16 protein-coding genes and 1 pseudogene are annotated in these 17,607 nt (G+C 70.6%); 13 read left to right on the top strand and 4 right to left on the bottom strand.

Features of this window, described 5'->3' with window-relative positions; genetic code table 11:
* Nucleotides 1-138: 138 nt before the first annotated feature.
* Nucleotides 139-1,425, bottom strand: coding sequence for an extracellular solute-binding protein (locus tag MU407_RS09485; RefSeq protein WP_246956893.1), 1,287 nt, complete (start codon nucleotides 1,423-1,425; stop codon nucleotides 139-141).
* 190 nt (nucleotides 1,426-1,615) lie between these two features.
* Between MU407_RS09485 and MU407_RS09480 the strand changes: the two genes are divergently transcribed.
* The 5 genes from MU407_RS09480 to MU407_RS09460 all read left to right on the top strand — a co-directional run bounded on the left by MU407_RS09480 (nucleotide 1,616) and on the right by MU407_RS09460 (nucleotide 8,065).
* Entirely contained in the window at nucleotides 1,616-1,969 is a 354-nt protein-coding gene (locus MU407_RS09480; RefSeq protein WP_246956891.1) for a hypothetical protein, read from the top strand.
* A 138-nt stretch (nucleotides 1,970-2,107) separates the two neighbouring features.
* On the top strand, nucleotides 2,108-3,943 hold the full coding sequence (locus MU407_RS09475) for an ABC transporter ATP-binding protein (RefSeq protein ID WP_102237219.1): 1,836 nt from the start codon (nucleotides 2,108-2,110) through the stop codon (nucleotides 3,941-3,943).
* Nucleotides 3,940-5,748: an ABC transporter ATP-binding protein gene (locus MU407_RS09470; RefSeq protein WP_246956889.1), complete on the top strand. Its 1,809-nt coding sequence runs from the start codon at nucleotides 3,940-3,942 to the stop codon at nucleotides 5,746-5,748. Before MU407_RS09475 ends, MU407_RS09470 begins: the two co-directional genes overlap by 4 nt.
* 210 nt (nucleotides 5,749-5,958) lie before the next feature.
* The gene (locus tag MU407_RS09465) at nucleotides 5,959-6,468 is read left to right on the top strand and encodes a lamin tail domain-containing protein (RefSeq protein ID WP_246956887.1); all 510 of its coding nucleotides are present in this window, start codon (nucleotides 5,959-5,961) and stop codon (nucleotides 6,466-6,468) included.
* Between the two features lie 181 nt (nucleotides 6,469-6,649).
* Nucleotides 6,650-8,065 (top strand): ATP-binding protein, encoded by a 1,416-nt coding sequence (locus tag MU407_RS09460; protein WP_246956886.1) that lies wholly within the window; start codon nucleotides 6,650-6,652, stop codon nucleotides 8,063-8,065.
* A 158-nt stretch (nucleotides 8,066-8,223) separates the two neighbouring features.
* On the opposite strand, the gene MU407_RS09455 is transcribed toward MU407_RS09460, so the two are convergent.
* The gene (locus MU407_RS09455; protein ID WP_246956885.1) at nucleotides 8,224-8,574 is read right to left on the bottom strand and encodes a substrate-binding domain-containing protein; all 351 of its coding nucleotides are present in this window, start codon (nucleotides 8,572-8,574) and stop codon (nucleotides 8,224-8,226) included.
* A gap of 473 nt (nucleotides 8,575-9,047) precedes the next feature.
* On the opposite strand from MU407_RS09455, the gene MU407_RS09450 reads away from it, so the two are divergent.
* Nucleotides 9,048-9,359, top strand: a complete 312-nt coding sequence (locus MU407_RS09450; protein ID WP_246956884.1) for a hypothetical protein — start codon at nucleotides 9,048-9,050, stop codon at nucleotides 9,357-9,359.
* A gap of 246 nt (nucleotides 9,360-9,605) precedes the next feature.
* On the top strand, nucleotides 9,606-9,773 hold the full coding sequence (locus tag MU407_RS09445; RefSeq protein ID WP_246956883.1) for a hypothetical protein: 168 nt from the start codon (nucleotides 9,606-9,608) through the stop codon (nucleotides 9,771-9,773).
* A gap of 13 nt (nucleotides 9,774-9,786) precedes the next feature.
* On the opposite strand, the pseudogene MU407_RS09440 reads toward MU407_RS09445, so the two are convergent.
* Nucleotides 9,787-10,272 (bottom strand): annotated as a pseudogene (locus tag MU407_RS09440) (GNAT family protein); the annotation flags it as partial.
* A gap of 158 nt (nucleotides 10,273-10,430) precedes the next feature.
* Between MU407_RS09440 and MU407_RS09435 the strand changes: the two are divergent.
* Complete coding sequence (locus MU407_RS09435) at nucleotides 10,431-11,942, top strand: ATP-dependent helicase C-terminal domain-containing protein (protein WP_246956881.1); 1,512 nt, start codon at nucleotides 10,431-10,433, stop codon at nucleotides 11,940-11,942.
* A gap of 63 nt (nucleotides 11,943-12,005) precedes the next feature.
* Here MU407_RS09435 and MU407_RS09430 read toward each other — a convergent pair whose 3' ends face one another.
* The gene (locus MU407_RS09430) at nucleotides 12,006-12,680 is read right to left on the bottom strand and encodes a GPP34 family phosphoprotein (RefSeq protein WP_246956879.1); all 675 of its coding nucleotides are present in this window, start codon (nucleotides 12,678-12,680) and stop codon (nucleotides 12,006-12,008) included.
* A gap of 95 nt (nucleotides 12,681-12,775) precedes the next feature.
* Between MU407_RS09430 and MU407_RS09425 the strand changes: the two genes are divergently transcribed.
* The 5 genes from MU407_RS09425 (at nucleotide 12,776) to MU407_RS09405 (ending at nucleotide 17,607) form a co-directional block, all read left to right on the top strand.
* Nucleotides 12,776-13,243, top strand: coding sequence for a DUF3817 domain-containing protein (locus tag MU407_RS09425; RefSeq protein ID WP_246956878.1), 468 nt, complete (start codon nucleotides 12,776-12,778; stop codon nucleotides 13,241-13,243).
* A gap of 507 nt (nucleotides 13,244-13,750) precedes the next feature.
* Nucleotides 13,751-14,911 carry a methyltransferase domain-containing protein gene (locus MU407_RS09420; RefSeq protein ID WP_246956876.1) on the top strand — a complete coding sequence of 387 codons (1,161 nt, stop codon included), beginning with the start codon at nucleotides 13,751-13,753 and terminating at the stop codon, nucleotides 14,909-14,911.
* Between the two features lie 199 nt (nucleotides 14,912-15,110).
* Nucleotides 15,111-16,139, top strand: coding sequence for an asparaginase (locus tag MU407_RS09415; protein WP_246956874.1), 1,029 nt, complete (start codon nucleotides 15,111-15,113; stop codon nucleotides 16,137-16,139).
* A gap of 107 nt (nucleotides 16,140-16,246) precedes the next feature.
* The gene (locus tag MU407_RS09410) at nucleotides 16,247-17,152 is read left to right on the top strand and encodes a sulfurtransferase (RefSeq protein WP_246956872.1); all 906 of its coding nucleotides are present in this window, start codon (nucleotides 16,247-16,249) and stop codon (nucleotides 17,150-17,152) included.
* Complete coding sequence (locus MU407_RS09405; RefSeq protein ID WP_102236840.1) at nucleotides 17,149-17,607, top strand: SufE family protein; 459 nt, start codon at nucleotides 17,149-17,151, stop codon at nucleotides 17,605-17,607. Before MU407_RS09410 ends, MU407_RS09405 begins: the two co-directional genes overlap by 4 nt.

Genomic DNA, 17,607 nt, shown 5'->3' with positions numbered 1-17,607 from the left:
CATGATCGGCGCGAACACGGGGAGCGTACAAAGCGTCGGGGGGTACGGGGAGATGACGACGCTGAGAGACAAATAAGCACGGAGTATCGTCGGCAGCGGCCGAGGTGTATCAGAGACAGGGCCCCGACGGCGCTCCGCTCAGGCCTGGTTCTGCTCAGCCAGGTCCGTCAGCGCCTGCTGGTACCCCGCGAGGTCCGTGGCGCCGGTGGTGAACTGGCTGGTGGCGTCGCTGATGCCGTTCAGCCACGACACCGAGGTCGCTGCCCCGTGGGCGATCGAGGAGCAGATCGCGTCCTCTGCGAAGGAGGTGATCGCCGTCTGCGCGTACTCGCCGAACTCGGCGGTGTCCACGTCGGTGCGCGCCGGGATGGAGCCCTTGGCGAGGTTGAAGGCGAGCTGCCCCTCGGGGGAGGCGATGGTCTCCAGCCATGCCTTGGCGCCCTCGGGGTGCGGCGCCCCCTCGGGCAGGGTGAAGGAGTCGGCGAGGAAGCCGAAGATCTTCTCCTTGCCCGGCAGCTCGAAGGCCACGTAGTCGTCGCCGAGCTTCTTCTCGGCCTGTTCGAAGGCAGCCACCGCCCAGTCGCCCATCACGTTGTAGGCGGCGTTGCCGTCGATGACCTGCTGGGTGGCGTCGGGCCAGTCCAGGCCGTCGCGGTCGGTGTTGGTCATCTCCATCATGGTGGAGAACTTCTCCAGCACCGTGGTGACCTCGGAGGAGTCCCAGCCGAAGGAGCCGTCGAACAGCCCGTTGTAGGAGTCCGCGCCGAGCTCCGCCATGAGGATCGCCTCGAGCAGGTTGACCTGGGTCCAGGTGGTGGCGACCGACAGCGGGGTCACGCCCGCGCTCTTCAGCTCCTCGAGCTGGGCGAGGAAGTCATCGAGGCTGCCGGGCGCAGACGCGGTGTCGATCCCCGCATCGGAGAGCACCTTGCTATTGCCCCACACGACGTTGGAGCGGTGGATGTTCGAGGGGATGGAGTAGATCGCCCCATCGGCCGTGAGCTGCTCGACGAGAGTCTCGGGGAACACGTCGCGCAGCCCGAACTCGTCGAACAGATCCGAGACGTCCTGGATCTGTGCGGCGTCGATGTAGTCGGTGAGCTCCGCCCCGGCGTGGGCCTGGAAGGTGTCCGGCGGATCACCGGCCTGCAGGCGGGACTGCAGCATGTCCTTGGCCGCGGAACCGGCGCCGCCGGCGACGGCGCCGTTGACGAACTCGACATCCGGGTGCTGCTCATCGAACACCTCGACGAGCGCATCGAGCCCGGCCTTCTCGGAGCCCTGAGCCCACCAGGTGAAGACCTCCACGGAGTTGTCTCCGCCGCCGCCTCCGCCGGAGCCGCCGGATCCACCTCCGCACGCCGCGAGAGATCCGGCTGCAGCCACGGCTGCGGGAATGGCGAACATACGCCTGCGAGTGATCATCACGTTCTCCTTTGACACGTCTGACACGTCGGCGCCGCTGTGCGCCGGATCGAACTGTCGCGGGCGCCTCCGTCACGCTGCACCCACGCATTTCTCCTGTCACAGCCTACGCCCAGGGGGCAGGACCGCCCTTCTGGCGGGGCGTGATCTTCCCGGCGCAGCCAGGCTCTCCCGGCGTACCCTCGTATCCATGACCACCGCGCTGAAGCCTGCCGAGTCCGTCCGCACCGCCCCCGTCGTCGCCGTCGGCCTGATCGGCGGTTGGCTCACCGCGCGGGAGACCGGGATCAGGCCGCTCGGCGGCGTGGTGCTGGCTGCCGCCGGGCTGTACGCGGGCCGCACCTGGCTGGCGCGCCGCGGCCCGGCGACGACCGCGGTGCTCGGGGCGACGTACCTGCTGGGCTTCGGGCTCTCACATCCGCTGGCGAAGAAGATCGGGGCCTGGCCTGCGGTGCTGACTGTCACCGGGGTCTCCGCGGCCGCCTCCGCGATGCTCTCCGACGCGGCCTACGGCGACTGGATCCCCGCCGAGCCGCGCGACTGAAGCCGCTGCGGCGCGCGGACGCCCCCGCCGCATCCCACTGCGCAAGCCGCCGTGACGCGCCCCGAATTCGTTGACTAAGCTAAGACACTGGCTCCGACCGTCGGAGTCTCCCTCCCCCACCTGAGGTTCACTCCCCCCATGCTCGGCTCCATGGCCCGTCTGTGGCAGACGGTGAAACCGATCCGCATCCGTCTCTACCTGGGGCTGCTCAGCGCCCTGACCGCCTCGCTCGTGGCGCTCGGCATCCCGCAGGTCCTCGAGTTCCTCGTCAACCGCCTGGATACCGGCGCGACCGCCGCGACGGTCTGGACCGGCGGCGCGATCGTGCTGGGACTCGGCCTGTTGGAGGCCTCGCTGATCTGGCTGCGGCGCGTCTTCGCCGTCTCCCCCTCCACACTGGTGGAGAAGGACATCCGCGTGCGGTTCTACGCGAAGGTCCAGCACATGCCGATCGCCTTCCATGACGGCTGGGGCTCCGGGCAGCTGCTCAGCCGCATGATGGGCGATATCAACATCATCCGCCGCTGGATCGCCTTCGGCATGATCATGCTGGTCACCAGCTCCGTGACGATCATCGCGGGGCTTGTGCTGCTGATCCGCTCGTCGTGGATCCTGGCGGGCATCTTCTTCCTCGCCGCGGTGCCGGTGTCGATCATCGCCTTCCGCTTCCACCGCGAGTTCTCCGTGCTCTCGCGCCGCTCGCAGGACCAGAACGGGGACCTCGCCACCACGATCGAGCAGTCTGTGCAGGGCATCCGGGTGCTGAAGGCCTTCGGCCGCGGCCCCACGGCGCTCGAGGACTTCACCGCGCAGGCGGAGGAGCTGCGCACCACCGAGATCCGCAAGGCCACGTCGATGGCCCGGTTCGACATGTTCATGTTCATGCTGCCGGAGCTGGCGCTGGGCGTCTCGCTGTTCGTCGGCATCCACCTGGTCGCCGGCGGGCACATCACCGTCGGCCAGCTCGCAAGCTATTTCGCGACCGCCACCCTGGTGGTGGGGCCGGTGCGGATGCTCGGCATGCTGTTCGGGCAGATGGTCAACGCCTCCACCGCCCTGGACCGCCACTACGAGGTGATGGATGAGGACAACACCATCACCGCGCCCGAGACCCCCGCCGCCATCGACCCCGCTGAAGCGCGCGGCGCCGTCGCCTTCGAGGGCGCGCACTTCCGGTACGCCGACGCTCCCGACCACGTGCCCGATGTGCTGGACGGCGTGGACCTTGAGATCCGCCCCGGGGAGACGATGGCGCTGGTGGGCGTCACCGGATCCGGGAAGTCGACGTTGCTGCAGCTGGTGCCGCGGCTGTATGACGTCACCGGCGGCCGCGTGACCATCGACGGGGTGGATGTGCGCGAGATGGACCTGATGGATCTGCGCACCCTGACCGCCGTCGCCTTCGAGGACGCGACCCTGTTCTCCGACTCGGTGCGGGACAACGTCCTGCTCGGCGCGGATCCGACGCTCGATGAGGCCGCGCGGGATGAGCTGCTGCACCTCGCACTGCGCACCGCCGACGCCACCTACGCCTACGACCTGCCCGAGGGGGTGGACACCCGCATCGGCGAGGAGGGCATGAGCCTGTCCGGTGGGCAGCGGCAGCGTCTCGCGCTCGCCCGCGCGATCGCTGCGAAGCCCGCGGTGCTGCTGCTGGATGATCCGCTGTCCGCCCTGGACACGAGAACCGAGGAGACGGTGACCGGCCGCCTGCGCGAGGTCCTGCAGGGCACCACCACGCTGATCGTCGCCCACCGCACCTCCACCGTGGCGCTCGCCGACCGGGTGGCGCTGCTGGATGGCGGGAAGATCGTGGATGTGGGTACGCACCAGGAGCTCATGGCCTCCTCCGCCCGCTACCGCTGGGTGATCGCCAATCAGGAGGAGGAGCGCCGACGCGACCAGGACATCGAGACGCTCACCGGGGAGCTGGACCTCAGCGCCCTGCAGGGCGGGACGGAGCAGGGCCGATGACCGCCGCGACCTCACGTAAGGACGAAGAGCAGAGGGATCTCACGCCCGCGGAGGCGAAGGCTTCGCGCAAGCGCTCCTTCCGGCTGCTCGGGGAGCTGATCTCCCCGGTCAAGGGGCAGTTCGCGCTCATGGCGCTGATGGTGGTCGTGGCGCAGCTCGCCGTGGTGGCGGGGCCCGCGATCATCGCCTGGGGCATCGACAACGGCATCCCCGCCCTGATGGAGGGCAACAGCATCCCCGCGCTCCAGGCCGCGGCGCTGCACATCGCCTGTGCGCTCATCGGCGGCGCCCTCACCTTCGGGTACGTGCGCCAGTCCGTCGTCGTCGGCCAGCGGATGCTGCTGTCCCTGCGCCGCAAGGTCTTCCGTTTCACCCAGCGGCAGGACCTCGAGTTCCACGAGCGCTACACCTCCGGCCGCATCGTCTCCCGCCAGACCTCCGATATGGAGGCGCTGCGGGAGCTGCTGGATGCGGGCGTGAACGTCATGGTGGGCGCGTTCTTGTCGATGGTGTTCACGATCGTGCTGATCGTGGCGATGGACCCGATCACGGGCCTGGTCATGCTGCTGATGCTGATCCCGTGTGTGGCGCTGACGGTGTGGTTCCAGAAGCGCTCCTCGGTGGAGTACCGGGCGATCCGCACCCATTCGGCGCGGCTGATCGTCCACTTCGTCGAGGCGATGGCGGGGATCCGCGCCGTGCAGGCCTTCCGCAAGGAGGGTCGCAACCAGAAGCGCTTCGACACCCTCGCCTCGGATTACCGCAACGCCTCGCTGCGCTCGATCCAGGTGTTCGGCATCTATCAGCCGCTGCTGCGCGTGCTCGCGAACGTCACGATCGCTGCGGTGCTGGTCGTCGGCGGGTTCCGGGTGCTCTCCGGGGATCTGCAGGTCGGTGTGCTGGTGGCGCTCGTGCTGTATTCGCGGCGGTTCTTCCAGCCCGTCGATGAGATCGCGAACTTCTACAACGCCTTCCAGTCCGCCGTGGCGGCGCTCGAGAAGATCGCGAACCTCCTCGCCGAGCAGCCGCACGTCAAGGAATCCGCGACTCCGACGCCCCTGCCGGCCTCCGATGGGCAGATCGACTTCGAGCGGGTCTCCTTCCGCTACACGGCCGATGGTCCGCTCGTGCTGAAGCCCCTGGATCTGCACATCCCCGCGGGCCAGACGGTGGCTCTTGTCGGCCAGACCGGCGCCGGGAAGTCCACCATCGCCAAGCTCATCTCCCGGTTCTACGATGCGACCGACGGTCGGGTGGCGCTGGATGGCGTGGACCTGAAGGACCTGTCGATGCAGGACCTCACCCGCAATATCGTCATGGTCACGCAGGAGGCATACCTGTTCTCCGGCACCGTCGCGGACAACATCGCACTGGGCAAACCGGGGGCGTCCCGCGAGGAGATCGAGGCGGCGGCCCGCGCGATCGGCGCCGATGAGTTCATCGAGAAGCTGCCCTACGGCTATGACACCGATGTGAGCAAGCGCGGCGGCCGCGTCTCCGCCGGTCAGCGGCAGCTGATCTCCTTCGCCCGCGCATTCCTCGCTGACCCACGGGTGCTGATCCTCGATGAGGCCACCAGCTCCCTGGACATCCCCTCCGAGCGGATGGTGCAGGAGGGGCTCACGAAGCTGCTGGGCCAGCGCACCAGCCTGATCATCGCCCACCGTCTGACCACCGTGATGATCGCGGACCGGGTGCTCGTGGTCCACGGCGGCGAGGTGGTTGAGGACGGCTCCCCCACCGAGCTCGTCGCCGCGGGCGGCCGCTTCGCGGCGCTGTACCGGGCCTGGCAGGAGTCGATGTGAGCGGCGGCGCCGGGACTTCGGTCCCGGCGCCGACCAGGAACGGCAGTGTCGGGGCCGGGCTGTGACGCACACCGCCGGGCAGATATCGGGAATCTCTTCCCGTCGGGGCGGGGGCGGGCTATGTTCCCCTCATCCCCATCGGACCCGATCCTGAGGAGAGCCGGAACCCCGGCCGTCACCCGCGGATCCCGTTCACCTCAGAGGTCTTCCATGCACATGCCCCTGCTCTCGCGCACCCGATTCCTGGCCTTGCTGCTCGCCGCGCTCGTGGTCGCCGTCCCGCTCGCGGTCGCCCCGCCCGCCGATGCCGCGGTGAAGAAGCCGCTGGACATCGTGAAGGTGTACTACGACCCGCCCGGCCGGGACTACTCGAAGAACTCCGAGTACGTGAAGGAGTACATCCAGGTCAAAAACACCGGGAAGACCACGCTGACCCTCACCGGCTACGTGATCCGCGACAACGGCCCCCAGAAGTACACCTTCCCCAAGGGCACGAAGCTCGCCCCCGGCAAGACCCTCACGATCCGGTCCGGCAAGGGCAAGGACACCACGAAGACCAAGTACTGGAACAAGTCCAGCTACATCTGGAACAACACCGGCGACACCGCGCGGCTGTACACCAACAAGGGCAAGCTGCTGGAGTCCTGCAAGTACAAGGGCGGCGTGAAGAAGGCGACCTCGACGACGGTCCGCACCGACGCGACGACCGCCTACTGCTGAGCGCCGGTCCGACTCAGCGGGAGATGGCACGACCGTGGAGACCGGGCCACGCTGCGCCTCTGATGGAGCGCGCAGGTCGAGACCGACGGCGCCCCCGGCGATCAGGCGCTGCTCGACTGAGCCGCTGCACTCGACGGCGCGAAACAGCTCGCACTTACTCTAAATTGTTTAGGGTAGGTTCATGTCGACTGCGATCCTGCACGACCTCGACCGGGCTCCGCCCGAGGACCGCTTCCGTCTGCTCCTGGAGGCTCCCGAGGATCAGTGGTTCGACCGCAAGTCCGCGCGGGTCTCGCCCAAGGATCTGGCCAGGCCGCTGATCGCGTTCGCGAACGCAGAGGGCGGGACGCTCGCCATCGGGCTCCGTGACGGCTCCTATGACGGCGAGCTGCTGACATCCCACAAGGAGAACGCGATCCGCCAGGTGGGGATCGACTTCACCGTGCCGCCCGTGCGAAGCCGTGTGTGGCGACTGGAGATCGACGAAGGACGATCCCTGCTCCTCATCGACGTCCCCCCGAGCGAGCACGTCCACGAGTCCATGAGCGGAGAGGTCTATCTGCGAGTCGGTGACGAGTCGAAAAAGCTCAGCTACGGACAGCGACGGGAACTCGAGTACGACCGCGGCAGCGCCCAGTTCGAGTACGAGCCCGCGCCGGAAGCGACGTTCGAGGATCTCGACAGCGGAGAGATCCAGCGCTATCGGGGCGCGATCGGAGCGGGCGGCGACGACGACACCGCGCTCCGAGCTCGCAGTCTCCTGAGACGAGACGGCTCCCTGACGCAGGCGGCCGTCCTGCTGCTCGGGGAGCGCCCGCAGGACTGGCTGCCCCAAGCCTTCGTGCGCGTCATGCGGTACAGCGAGAACTCACCCGGCACGGGCAGTCGGCAGTCGCTGGAGTCCGGGAAGGACGCCCGCTTCGAGGGCCCGATCCCTCGGGTGATCGACGAGGCGTCCGCATGTATCGAGTCCTGGCTTCCGCACCGTCGAGCCCTCACGGGCGGCGGTCGGTTCACGGACATCCCCCTCATCCCCTCCGACGCCTGGCTGGAAGGGCTGGTGAATGCGGTCGTGCACCGGAGCTACTCGATGGCCGGGGATCACATCCGGGTGAGCATCTACCCGTCACGGATCGAGATCGAGAGCCCCGGGCGCTTCCCCGGCCTCGCCGATCCGACGAGCCCCTTGGACATCGCCCGGTACGCCCGCAACCCGCGCATCGCCCGAGTCTGCTCAGACCTCGGCATCACCCTGGAGCGCGGCGAGGGGATCCGCCGAATCTTCGAGGAGATGCGGCTGCTGGGCCTCGCCGACCCGCAGTACCACCAGAGCAGCGGGAGCGTGAGGCTCACCTTGACCGCGAGCAGCCGCCTGAGTCCCGAGCAGCAGGAGGCCCTCCCCACGGGAGTGGACGAGGTTCTCGCCGTGCTCCGCGCTCATGGGCGTCCGTTGGGCACCGGCGACATCGTCGAGGAGACGAGGCGCTCGCGGCCCTGGGTACGCCGTGTCCTGGGCGAGCTGGAGTCCCACGGGATCGTGTCCTGGGACGGTCGTTCCGACAGGGATCCGCGTGCGACCTGGACGCTCCTCGACTGAGACGCCGCACTCGCCGGTTCGGAGCAGCTCGCAACGACTCGCATCTACTCTAAAAACTTTAGAGTAGATGCGAGTCGTTGCGAGTGGCGCACCTGCGAGGCGGCGCCCGTCGGCCGGGACCGATGCGGGCACCGGTTCCAGCAGCTCTGCCCGCGACGTCACGGCATCCGGCACGAACCGCGCTCGAGCAGCTTCACGGGCAGCACCGTCGTCATCCGCTCGAGGTCGGTCGCAGGGCGTCCCACTCGCTCGAGGATCCGCTGCGCGGCGAGCTCTCCCAGCGTTCTGGGGCTCTGGTCGATGGCGCAGACCGGCGGGGTCAGCGCCGCCGCCATCGGGAAGTCCCCGAAAGAGACGAAACCGAACCCGGCGCGTGCTACAGGCTGCACGAGGAGCATCGACGTCCGTGCGTTGGAGGAGAAGACGGCCGTCGGCGGCTCGGGGAGCTCCTGCAGCGCGGCGATCGCCGCGACGGCCGATTGCTCGCTCGTCTCCGAAACGGACGCCATCGGGGACCTGGAGGCAGGCGATCCCGGATCGCCGAATGAGCTCCTCCGAGCCCTGCGTGCCGTGGGGGATGGCGAGATTGTTGCCGACGTAGACAGTGGCGGTCTCCTCCCGCGCGATCATCGTGTCGACGTACTCCCTCTCGACGCGCCCGCCGCGCACGAGGAGGTCACCTGCGGCGCGGATCGCTTCCCACTTGTCGGAGAACTTCGCCCCCAGCACGATCAGGTCCCGGTCGAGCAGGTCAGTGCCGTCTCCGCGGCCCTCGTGCGTAGCGGTCACCCGACCCGGAGAATCCGACTCCCGAGTTCCAGGAGCCGCCTCCGCCGGCTCAGGAGCGCGGTTGCCGAGCTTCTCGATGATGCCGTCGTACTCCTGATCACTCAGCAGGTTGTTCAGCGGGAAGACCGGGACGTCATCCCGCCCCTGGGCATGGAGCGTGGCTCTGACGCGGTCCGCGAGCGAGACGCTGGTGATGACCGCATCCGCATCGGTGGGGATGTCCTTCACGGCGGAGTGCTCGATCGAGACGTCCAGACCCGCCGCGCGCAGCTTGGCCCGCATCCTCGAAGTCCCCATGACGCTCGAGCCCATGCCTGCGTCGCACGCGAAGATCATCGCGCGGATCTCCGGCATGCTGCCGCGCGACACCGAAGTCTCCTCGCCCTGCGAGCCCGGCTCGGGATCGGAACCGTGTGCGGCCAGCTCCTCGGCGGCGTCCTTGCGTCGGTCGGTGCGGATCATGAGCCCCGTGACCGCGACTGTCACGACGAACGCCACGGCGTAGCCGGCGAGATTCGGGAGCAGCCCCTCCTCGGCGAGGGAGTCATTTTGAGCCAGAATTTGGCTCAAAATGACTCCCTGACACTCGGGCGCGGAGCGCGGCGGGCGCGGAGCGTGGCGGGGCGCGGCGGGGCGCGGAGCGTGGCGGGCCTCGAAGAGCTACGCCCGCAGCACCACGACGACCGCCTTCTGCTGAGCCCTACCGCCCCGCGCCGCACGGCCTTCGTGATGGTGGAGGTGGAGATGCGCGGTGACCTCGAGCTGGCCTCGGCCCGCGAGCATCGGATCACGGCCGATGGGGATGGCCAGTATCGGCCCCGTGTATCGCGATGCGCGTGGCTGCCTGCAGATGGTCGCCACGGCTTTCGGCCCCGGGCGTGTGGGGGTGCGCTGGAGCCTGGTCGACGCCGAGGAGTGAGCGGCGCGCCCGCTCAGGCGCCCAGCATGGCGCGCAGCGGCGGGGTGAGGCCCTCGACCTCGACGGGCATCGCCGGGCGGATGAACGTCTCGGGGGTGACGCGGAAGCGCTGCTCCATCGCGTTCACGCCCGGCATGGTGGAGCACCCGATGCCGTTGCCCACGTAGCCGCAGGCGTGCGAGGTCGCGAACGAGCGGACGTTGCCCTCGATGGCGGCGGATTCCGCGGCCTCGGCGCCGAGGTGGTCGAAGGCGAGCACGAGCATGGCCTGGCGCATGAGCTTCCCGTAGCCCTGCCCCTGCTCCTCGAGGGTGAGCCAGGAGCCGGAACCGACGGTGCGCCGCTCAGCGAAACGCAGCGCGCGCACGTCCTGGCAGCCGATGAGGCGGCCGCGAGCCCAGATGCCGAAGGCGAGGGTCCACTCCTCCGGGCTGATCCGGGAACGCAGGCTCCACTGGAACTGCAGAGCCTTGCGGACTCGCTCCTCGGGCTCCACCTGGTACCAGGGAAAGACGTGCGGGGAGTCGGGGGCGGGGCAGGTCGGGCCGGGTCAGGGTGAGGGCGTCGAAAGCCGCGGGGGCGCAGCGGGCCGGGCGGGCGGCGCGGCTCGGCCCCGGCCGGGCGGTGCGCGTGTTCAGCGGGGCGGAGCTTGCGGGGATGCCTGCGCAGGCGCCGCCGGAGATCACCGCCGCGGACCTCACCGATGCGGCGCTGCAGTTGGCCTGCTGGGGCACGCCGCGCGGGGAAGGCCTCCCGCTGCTGACCGCCCCGCCGGCCGCGGAGATCCTCGCGGCGGAGGACACGCTGCGCGCCCTCGGTCTGGTTGATGAGCAGGGGCGGCCGACGCCCGCCGGGCAGGCGGTGGCGCGGATGCCGATCGGGGTGCGGGAGGCGCGGGCCCTGGCCGACGGCGCCGTATCCCTGCCAGGCCCGCACGCGGCGCGACAGGCTGCCGAGGTGGTCGCGGCGGTGTCCGATGACCATCGGCCGCCGGGCGCGGACCTGCCGCGGCTGCTCGCGGATCTGCGGGCGGGCCGCGCCCCGGGGGCGCCGCGGTGGCGACGGGAGCGGGACCGCCTGGCCCGCCTGGTCACGTCGCGGCGCGGGTCGCGCAGCGACATCACCGCTGGGAAAACCGCAGCGGCCACCGCCGCGGCAGAGATCACGGCGTCGACGGACGCGGAGCAGGTCGGGGCGGTGCTCGCGCTTGCCCGGCCGGAGCGGATCGCGCGCCGCACTGGGGAGGGTTCGCGCTCCTATCTGCTGGCCTCGGGGACGCGGGCGGCCCTGCCGGAGGGCAGTGGGCTGCTGGGTTGTGAGTGGCTCGTGGCCTGGGAGGTGCAGCGGGTTCGGGGGCGGGCGGCGGATGGGACCGGGGCGGTGCTGCGGGCCGCCGCACCCCTGGCGGAGGCCGATGCGCTCGCGCTTGGGGCCGGGTTGCTCGTCGAGGAGCGCTCGGCGCATCTGGAGAGCGGTGCGGTGCGGGTGCGGCAGCTGCGGCGGCTCGGCGCGATCGAGCTGGCCTCCACGCCCGTGCGGGCCCAGGGCGATGATGCGCGCGAGGCGGTGCTCGCGGCGGTGCGTGAGCAGGGGCTTGCGTCCCTCACCTGGAAGGAGTCGGCCGCGACGCTGCGGGCGCGGCTCGCACTGCTGCACCGAGAGCTCGGGGCACCGTGGCCGGCGATGGATGAGGCGGCGCTGCTGGAGCAGCTGGAGGTCTGGCTCGCCCCGCAGCTCGGGGCCCGGAGCACGAACCTCGCCGCCGTGGATGTGACCGGGGGTCTGCGGCTGCTGCTGCCCTGGCCGGAGGCATCGGCCCTCGATGAGCTGGCGCCGGAGCGGCTGCCGGTGCCCTCGGGGCGGACCGCACGGATTCAGTACCCGGACCCGGAGGATCCGACGGGCCGCTGCGTCGTGGCGGCGAAGCTGCAGGAGCTGTTCGGGCTGGCGGAGACCCCGCGCCTGGTGGGCGGGCGGGTGCCGGTGCTGTTCCACCTGCTCTCCCCCGCCGGTCGGCCCCTTGCTGTCACTGATGACCTGCGGTCCTTTTGGGACGGCCCCTACCAGCAGGTGCGCAAGGAGATGCGCGGCCGCTACCCCAAGCACCCGTGGCCCGAGGACCCCTGGACAGCGCCAGCCACCGCCCGCACCACGCGGCGCCGGGGCTGAACCGTCGGCTCAGGTCACGGGCGGTGGTCCGGGCACTGAGCGCCCGGTCCGGCGCGCGGCGTATCAGGTGGTGATGGTCGTGGTGGAGACCGCGGTCGTCGCCACGATCACCGCCGTCATCGCCTCATCGATGATCCGCTTCACGGCCTTGGCCTCGGGAGACTCGACCTTCAGCGCGGCGATGGCCTTCTCGAGGTCCCGTCGGCCCATCTCCGGAACGTCGTCCTTGAGGATCCGGTGCGCGATCCCGAGGCCGCGCAGCAACTCCAGCAGGATCCCGTCCTGCAGGCTGGCCTGCTGCGGCTCGCGCACGGCGCGGGCCAGTCGAGCGCGCAGCGCGGTCTCGACGGTGTCGTCGTGCGTGGGCCAGGTGGTGGTGAACCAGCCGTCCTTGCGCTGCACCACCCCGTCGGCCGCGAAGGACTCCCCGATCACCTCAGTGAGATCCATCGACCGGTGGCCGATCACGGACTTCACGGCCTTCCCGTCGAGATCCGCGAGAGCCCCGAGGGCCTGGTCGAGAGTGGGCAGGTCCGTGGGCACCGTGTCGCGGACCTGGACCTTCGGGTTGCGGCCCTCCGTGAGCGCGATCTTCTCGCGCAGCACAAGCTCAGCGATGGCTGCGCCCGCGAGGGCCTGGCGGCGGTAGGAGGTGGAGTCCTGGCGGCCGGAGTCGGTGGTCAGCAGCAGGAACAGCTCCCCGGGAATGGTGGAGGGGGCAGAGGTGGCGTCGCTCATGTCCTCAGTGTGCCGTGCGACACGTCGCTGCGCACCATCCGGTGGTCGCGGGCGGGATTGTCTTTCGTCGGCCGCGCACCTGCCACCATGGAGGCATGCATCTGCTGAACACTCCCTCGCGGCTGTACCGCGTGCTCGCGATCGCTGAGGCGATCACCTGGACCCTGCTGCTGCTGGGCATGGCGCTGAAGTACCTGCTGCAGATCACGGAGCTGGGCGTGCGGATCGGCGGCGGGCTGCACGGCTTCGTGTTCCTCTCCTACGTGGTGGTGACGGTGCTCGTGGCGGTGGACCAGAAGTGGCGGCCGATGGATCTGCTCGCCGGCCTCGGCTCGGCGATCATCCCCTACCTGACGATCCCCTTCGAGCGCTCGGCCGTGCGGCGCGGACTGCTGGGCAGCAGCTGGCGCCTGCGCGCGGAGCCGGGGCGCACGGCGCCGGAGAAGGTCGCGGCGCTCGCCCTGCGCCACCCGCTGCTCGCGGCGATCATCGCCCTGGTGGTCGTGAGCATCGTGTTCTCGCTGCTGCTGATGGCGGGCCCGCCCACGGAGTGGTTCGCCTGAGCGGGTGGGTCGGGACTGCCTGAGGCCGCCCCTGCCTGTGCCCCGCTCGCCTGGGCCTATCCCGCGCCACGCCGTGTCGACCCCGCGAGTACACCGATACGAGGCGAAACCGGCACGAATCGGTGAACTCGACGGGGCGGGCCGCGTGTGGGGCGGGGCAGCGCGTCGAGCGCGCCGGTGTCTGCCCTGCCTGCCCCCGCTCGCCTGGGCCTTCCCCGCGCCACGCCGTGTCAAGAGCCGCGAGTGCACCGATACGAGGCGAAACCGGCACGAATCGGTGTTCTCGACTGAGCTGCGCCGCGTGTCGCGCGGGGCAGCGTGTCGAGCGCGCCGGTGTCTGCCCGCGCTCGCCTGAGTCTGCCCGCCCCGCCTACGCCTACCCCGCGCCACGCCGTGTCGTGAGCCCCGAGTGCACCGATACGAGGCAATTCCGGCACACATCGGTGTTCTCGACGGAGCGGGCCGCGTGTCGGGCGGGCTTACCCGCACGCTCCGTAGACTCGCCGCGTGCGCTGCCACCACTTCGATGCCGGTCGCTGCCGGTCCTGCACCCTGCTGGGGGTGCCTCGCCCGCAGCGGCTTGCCGCGGCGCAGGAGCAGGTGGCGCAGCTGCTCGAGCCGTTCTTCGGCCCCGGCGCGGGGCTCGGCGAGCCGATCGTGGGCGCCGACTCCGGGTTTCGGGCCCGCGGGAAAATGGCCGTCGGCGGCACCGCCCAGGCGCCGTTGCTGACCCTGCCCGGGCAGTCCGCGGGCACCGACCTGTGCGACTGCCCCCTCTACCCGGACGGGGTCGAGGAGGTGCTCGAGGGGGCGAAGGCCCTGATCCGCCGCGCCCAGATCCCCCCGTATGACGTCGCACGCCGCCGCGGCGAAATCAAGAACGTGCTGGTCACAACCACGCCCGACGGAGAGCATCAGCTGCGGTTCGTACTGCGCAGCGACAAGGCCCTGCCGCGGCTCGTCGAGCATCTGCCGCGCCTGCTCAAGGCCCACCCCTCGGTCATCGCCGTCAGCGCGAACCTGCATCCCGAGCACACCACCGCCGTGGAGGGCGCGACGGAGATCCCGTTGCACGGGCCCGCAGCGATCCCGGTGCGCACCGGGGACGTGACGCTGTTCGCGCCGCCGGGCTCCTTCCTACAGACCCACACCGAGGTGGCTGGGCAGCTGTACCGGCAGGCCGCCGCGTGGATCGCCGCACTGCCCGCGGCCCGCCACGCGGGGATGCGCATCTGGGATCTGTACTGCGGGCTCGGGGGCTTCGCCCTGCACGCGGCGCGCGCCCTCCCGTCGGCCCTCATCACCGGGGTGGAGGTCTCCGCCGCCGCGATCGCTGGGGCGCGAGAGGGGGCCGACGCGCTCGGCGCGGAGCACACAACGTTCCTGGCCGGAGACGCCACCCAGTGGGCCAAAGAGACAACTCAAGGGGCCGACGGGCCGCCCGACGCCGTGATCGTGAACCCGCCGCGACGCGGACTCGGCGAGGAGCTCACCACCTGGCTCGAGGGCTCCGGGGTGACGGATGTCGTGTATTCGAGCTGCAACCCCACCACCCTCGCCAAGGACCTGGAACGGATACCGTCCTACCGCATCGCGCAGGCGCGCTTCGTGGACATGTTCCCCCACACCCGGCACGCGGAGGTGCTGACCCGGCTCGTGCGGACGTGAGGCCAGCGGTACACGCCACCCGCACGCATCCCATGATGGGATGCAGCGTGCTGCGGTCGCGCCATGAGCACGCAGATCGCCGTCCGTCCCGAAGACCGCCTGGTGGAGTTCCTCGACGCCGAGGTCGAAGCCAGCCGTGCAGATCGTCTCCGAGCTGGATGAGAGCGAGCCACCACCCCGCACCTGCCATGATGGCGCCATGGAGCTGACCTCCCCTGACCTCTCCCCCGCGGCCCCGCGCGCCCGGGTGGCGCTGCTGTCCCTGGGCGGGACGATCTTCATGCAGCAGGACGCCACCGGGCTGCGCGCCACCCCCGGTGACCACGCCCCCGAGAATCTCACCCGCACGCTCGTGGACGACGTGGCCGTGGACCATGAGGAGCTCGCGAACATCGGCTCCCCGTCGGTCACCCCCGCCCACCTGTCCCGCGCGCTCAGGGCCGCCCGCACCGCCGTGGATGACGGCGCGGCCGGGGTGGTGCTCACCCACGGCACCGACACCCTCGAGGAGTCCGCCTTCCTGCTGGACCTGCTGTGGGACCGGGAGGCGCCGCTCGTGCTCACCGGCGCGATGCGCCCCTCGAACGCCCCGGGGGCCGACGGGCCCGCCAACCTGCGCGATGCCGTGCGCACCGCCGCCGCGCCGGGTGCGCGCGGGCTCGGGGTGCTCGTGGTGTTCGATGCCCAGGTGCATCTGGCCGACCGCGTTACGAAGGTCAGCTCCCGCTCGGTGGACGCCTTCGCCTCGATCCCCTCTGGCCCCGTGGGACTCGTGGCGCGCGAGGACGTGGACCTGCTGTATCGGCCCGTCGCCGCACGCCACACTCCCCTGCTGACCGAGCTGCCGGACCAGCTGCCGCGGGTGCCGGTGCTGCACGCGGGCCTCGGCGAGGAGGGCGCCCTGCTGGATGCCCTCGCCCCGGGGAGCCTGGATGGCCTGGTCATCGCCGGGGTCGGGCTCGGGCATGTAGCCGCGGACATGATGCCGCGGCTGCGGGCCCTCATCGCCGCGGGAGTGCCGGTGGTGGTCGCCACGCGCATCTCCCACGGCGGCACCTCCACCCACCACTACGACTACCCCGGCAGCGAAGTGGACCTCATCCGCAGCGGCGTCGTGATGTCCGGGCGCCTCACCCCGCATGCGGCGCGCCTGCTGCTGCAGGTGCTGCTCGTCGGCGGGTACGGGGCCGACGGGATCCGCGCGGGATTCGCGCCGTACGAGAGCTGAGGCCGTCCCGCACCGAGCCCCTGCCGCGCCCGCCCGGCACCCTCGTCGGCACGCCCCCGCGGCAGGTGACACACTGGAGGGGTTCCCGACCATCGAGAGGTGAGCTGATGACCATCCCCGCTGATCCGAGCCCGGCCCTGCAGGAGTACGCGCATCCCGAGAAGCTGGTGACCACCGACTGGCTGGCGGAGAACCTGGGCGCCGAGGGCCTGGTGGTGGTGGAGTCCGATGAGGACGTCCTGCTGTACGAGACCGGGCACATCCCCGGCGCCGTGAAGATCGACTGGCATCTGGATCTCAACGATCCCGTGACCCGCGACTACGTGGACGGCGAGGGCTTCGCCGCGCTCATGGACCGCTCCGGCATCACGCGCGAGACCACCGTCGTGATCTACGGCGACAAGTCCAACTGGTGGGCCGCCTACGCGCTGTGGGTGTTCGAGCTGTTCGGCCACCCGGATGTGCGGCTGCTGGACGGCGGGCGCGCCGCCTGGCAGGCCGAGGGCCGCGAGATGACCACGTCCGATGCTGGCATCCCCGCCCCCACCAGCGGCTACCCCGTGGTGGAGCGGGTGGACGCCCCGCAGCGGGCCTTCCGCGAGGACGTGCTCGAGCACCTCGGCGGGCCGCTGATCGACGTGCGCTCCCCCCAGGAGTACACCGGCGAGCGCACCCACATGCCGGACTACCCGCAGGAGGGCACGCTGCGCGGCGGCCACATCCCCACCGCCCGGTCCGTGCCGTGGGCGCGCGCCGCCCAGGAGGACGGGCGCTTCAAGCCGCGCGCCGAGCTCGAGCAGATCTACCAGACGGAGCTGGGCTATGAGCCGTCGGAGCCCACCATCGTGTACTGCCGCATCGGTGAGCGGTCGAGCCACACCTGGTTCGTCCTCACCTACCTGCTGGGCTTCGATGCGGTGCGCAACTACGACGGCTCCTGGACCGAGTGGGGCAATGGCGTGCGTCTGCCGATCGTCCACGGCGAGGAGCCCGGGGAGGTGCCGAGCCGATGAGCACCGATCAGCTGCCCCCGGCCTTCGCCGAGATCGCCGAAGATTTCCATGCCCTGACCGGGCGGGACCGTCTGCAGCTGCTGCTGGAGTTCTCCCGCGAGCTGCCCCAGCTGCCCGAGCGGTACGCCGATCATCCCGAGCTGCTGGAGCCGGTGCCGGAGTGCCAGTCCCCGATCTTCCTCATCACCGAGGTGGAGGGCGAGGGCAGGGATGCGACCGCGCAGCTGTTCTTCTCCGCCCCCGAGGAGGCGCCGACCACGCGCGGTTTCGCGGCGATCCTCGCGGAGGCGCTCGATGGCCGCAGCGTCGGCGAGGTGCTGGACACCCCGGAGTCGGTGACCCATGAGCTGGGGCTCGCCGAGGTGGTCAGCCCGCTGCGGCTGAACGGCATGGCGGGGATGCTCGCACGCATCAAGCGGCAGCTGCGCGAGAAGGCGGGCGTCGCGGCGGGCTGA

Origin of the sequence: Brachybacterium sp. Marseille-Q7125 (assembly GCF_023062615.1) — a bacterium.
In the GTDB taxonomy this organism is placed as follows: domain Bacteria; phylum Actinomycetota; class Actinomycetes; order Actinomycetales; family Dermabacteraceae; genus Brachybacterium.
Note: the sequence above shows the minus strand (reverse complement) of the source record. Positions and strands in the feature narration are given on the sequence as shown.

Excerpts from the sequence above, each read along its gene's own strand:
- MU407_RS09485 (WP_246956893.1), bottom strand. The coding sequence starts at position 1,425 with ATGATCACTCGCAGGCGTATGTTCGCCATTCCCGCAGCCGTGGCTGCA.
- MU407_RS09480 (WP_246956891.1), top strand. The coding sequence starts at position 1,616 with ATGACCACCGCGCTGAAGCCTGCCGAGTCCGTCCGCACCGCCCCCGTC.
- MU407_RS09475 (WP_102237219.1), top strand. The coding sequence starts at position 2,108 with ATGCTCGGCTCCATGGCCCGTCTGTGGCAGACGGTGAAACCGATCCGC.
- MU407_RS09470 (WP_246956889.1), top strand. The coding sequence starts at position 3,940 with ATGACCGCCGCGACCTCACGTAAGGACGAAGAGCAGAGGGATCTCACG.
- MU407_RS09465 (WP_246956887.1), top strand. The coding sequence starts at position 5,959 with ATGCACATGCCCCTGCTCTCGCGCACCCGATTCCTGGCCTTGCTGCTC.
- MU407_RS09460 (WP_246956886.1), top strand. The coding sequence starts at position 6,650 with ATGTCGACTGCGATCCTGCACGACCTCGACCGGGCTCCGCCCGAGGAC.
- MU407_RS09455 (WP_246956885.1), bottom strand. The coding sequence starts at position 8,574 with ATGGCGTCCGTTTCGGAGACGAGCGAGCAATCGGCCGTCGCGGCGATC.
- MU407_RS09450 (WP_246956884.1), top strand. The coding sequence starts at position 9,048 with ATGACCGCATCCGCATCGGTGGGGATGTCCTTCACGGCGGAGTGCTCG.
- MU407_RS09435 (WP_246956881.1), top strand. The coding sequence starts at position 10,431 with ATGCCTGCGCAGGCGCCGCCGGAGATCACCGCCGCGGACCTCACCGAT.
- MU407_RS09430 (WP_246956879.1), bottom strand. The coding sequence starts at position 12,680 with ATGAGCGACGCCACCTCTGCCCCCTCCACCATTCCCGGGGAGCTGTTC.
- MU407_RS09425 (WP_246956878.1), top strand. The coding sequence starts at position 12,776 with ATGCATCTGCTGAACACTCCCTCGCGGCTGTACCGCGTGCTCGCGATC.
- MU407_RS09415 (WP_246956874.1), top strand. The coding sequence starts at position 15,111 with ATGGAGCTGACCTCCCCTGACCTCTCCCCCGCGGCCCCGCGCGCCCGG.
- MU407_RS09410 (WP_246956872.1), top strand. The coding sequence starts at position 16,247 with ATGACCATCCCCGCTGATCCGAGCCCGGCCCTGCAGGAGTACGCGCAT.
- MU407_RS09405 (WP_102236840.1), top strand. The coding sequence starts at position 17,149 with ATGAGCACCGATCAGCTGCCCCCGGCCTTCGCCGAGATCGCCGAAGAT.